A 2,598-nucleotide genomic window follows, 5' to 3' on the forward strand; every position below is an offset into this window, starting at 1 on the left:
GGCTTAGCTGGCATTGTTTCTTCCGCTGGCTTAGCTTCTGCCTCTGGAGCTGTTGGCTTAGCTGGCATTGTTTCTTCCGCTGGCTTAGCTTCTGCCTCTGGAGCTGCTGGCTTAGCTGGCTCTGCTGATTCCTGATCAGCTTTTTCTGCTTTTTCAAGCTCTTCAACTTTTGCTTTTGCTTTTTCAGCCTCAGCTTTAGCCTTCTCTAGTTCAGCTTCAGCAGCTGTTTGAGCTTGGTCAGCTTCGGCTTTTGAATTTTCAGCTGCTATTGCTTCTTTATTTTCTTTTTCAGCCTTAGCAGTCGCATCGTCAGCTGTTTTCTTCGACTCTGCTGCTTTTTGCTCTAACTCCGCAATTCTAGGATCTGATTCTTCTTGGGGTTGAGCTGGAGTTTCTTCTTCCGTTTTAGCTGGTTCCTTAGCTTTTGCTTCCTCTACTTCTTTAAGGGTCTTATTGAAGTCATCAACACGAGAATTAATATCTTCTGCGTAAGACTCAACAAGGGCATCCGCCTGGTTAAATTCAGCTTCTGCTGCTGCACGAGCTGCCTCTGCTTCTTTGAGTTTTCTTTTTTGTTCCTCAAGAGCTTTAGCTTTTTGCTCAAGGTCGGCTTTGGCTTTATTGGCTTGCTTGGTTAGAGAGTCAATTTCATCTCCCAATTGATCCGCCTTGTCTTGCAGTTTTTCTGACTCTGGACGTTTATCATCTTCAGCTTGGGCTTTTTCAATTTTAGCTTTTATATCTCTAGGAAGCTGTTCCTTACTATAAAACTTATCGTTGTTTTCAGAGTCAGGTTTAGCATTCTCTGTTGGCAAGTCTTCCAAAACATCACTAGCCTTGATAGCACCACTTTCAATTGCGTCTAGTAAATCTTCCTTACCGATTGCCGCTTTAGCTGCTTGAATAGCTGCTGCTTTGTCAGTAATCTTGTCGTTAGCATTAATTTCATCTTCTGCAGCCTTTTCAAGTTTTGTCAAGGCTGCTTCAAGCTCAGCTTTGGCTTTATCTTCTTTTTTCTGTTCTGAACTCTTAGACTTTTCTATCTCGTCAAGAGTATTGTTGAATTCTTTAGTAAGATAATTAATTTCTGCTGCATAAGATTCCAGAACTTCATAACTCTTTTCAAATTCAGCTTTCCCATTTTGATATTCTGACGAAGATTCATCTTTTCCTTCAAGCTCTTTAGCTTTTTTATCAAGGTCAGCTTTGAGTTTATTGGCTTGCTTGGTTAGAGAATCAATCTGATCTTCCAATTGATATGCCTTGTCTTGCAGTTTTTCTGACTCTGAACGTTGCATGTCTGCTTCTTTAGCTTGAATAACTTTTGTTTTTATTTCATCTGGAAGTTTCTCCATTTTACTGTACAGTTTACCGGTAGTAGTTGAAGTACTTTCATCTTCCTTTGTTGGCAAGTCCTTCAAAACATCGGTAGCCTTTATAGCGCCACTTTCAATTGCTTTTAGTAAATCTTCCTTACCGATTGCCGCTTTAGCTGCTTGAATAGCCGCTTCCTTATCAGTAATACTGTTATCTTTCCTAATTTTATCTTCTGCAGCCTTCTCAAATTGCGTCAAAGCATCTTCAAGGTCATATTTCGCTTTCGCTTCTGGGTCTTTGTCTCTCGCTTCCTTTGCTTTTTTTAGAGTGTCATTGAAGTCGTCAACACGAGCATCAATATCTTCCTTATAAGACTCAGCCACTGCTAAAGCCTTTTCAAATTCAGCTTGTGCCGCTTCATGAGCTGTTTTCGCTTCTTCTAGTTTTTTCTCCTCTTCTACCAGAGTTGCAGCTTTTTTCTCAGCTTCGGCTTTAGCCTTATTAGCTTGCTTGGTTAGAGAGTCAATTTCATCCCCCAATTGATCCGCCTTGTCTTGCAGTTTTTCGGATTGTGGACGTTTGGCATCAGCCTCCTCGGCTTTTTTGATTTTAGCTTTTATCTCTTCAGGAAGAGAAGAATCTTTGCTAGTAATAACTCGTTCTTCATCTTCCTTTGTTGGCAATTCCTTCACAACATCACTAGCCTTGATTTGACCATTTTCAATTGCTTTCAGTAAATCTTCTTTACCGATTCTCTCTTTTGCTTTTTTAATAGCTGCTGCTTTGTCAGTAATCTTGTCATCTGCCTTAATTTTAGCTTCGGCATCCTTTTCAAGTTCTGTCAAGGCCTTCATCACTGCTTCTTTAGCATCAGCTTCTTCCTTTTTAGCAGCAGCTAGCTCAGCAGCAGCAGCCTGTTTAGCTTTTTCAGCTTTTGCTTTTGCCTCTTCTGCAGCTTTAGCATCATCTGCTTCGGATTTTGCTTTCTTAGCAGCTTCTTCAGCTTTGGCTTTCGCTTCCTCTACTTTTTTCTGTAGTTCAGCAACTTTAGCTTCAGCTTCTTTTCTAGCTGCTTCCGCTTTTTCAAGATCCTGTTTAGATTTTTCGGATGCTTTGCTAGTGTTAGTAGTATTTGATTCATCAGCTTTTACAGCCAATTGCTGAACGCTAGTAAGACTAGCCCCTAAAACTACCGCACTGGCTAGGCTGGCAAAAATCATCTTTTTCTTCCCCATTTAGGTCACCTCTTTATTATTATTTTTAATCACCTGAATCACCTGA

General features: G+C 40.6%; 1 protein-coding gene. It reads right to left on the reverse strand.

Annotation, left to right across the window (positions count from 1 at the left end; translation table 11 throughout):
- Positions 1–2,552: cell wall-binding protein (locus HT687_RS11175; RefSeq protein ID WP_172924214.1), on the reverse strand; the 2,552-nt coding region annotated here is incomplete at its 3' end.
- Positions 2,553–2,598: the final 46 nt, after the last annotated feature.

The organism is Streptococcus sp. 1449 (genome assembly GCF_013276805.1).
Lineage (GTDB): Bacteria > Bacillota > Bacilli > Lactobacillales > Streptococcaceae > Streptococcus > Streptococcus pseudopneumoniae.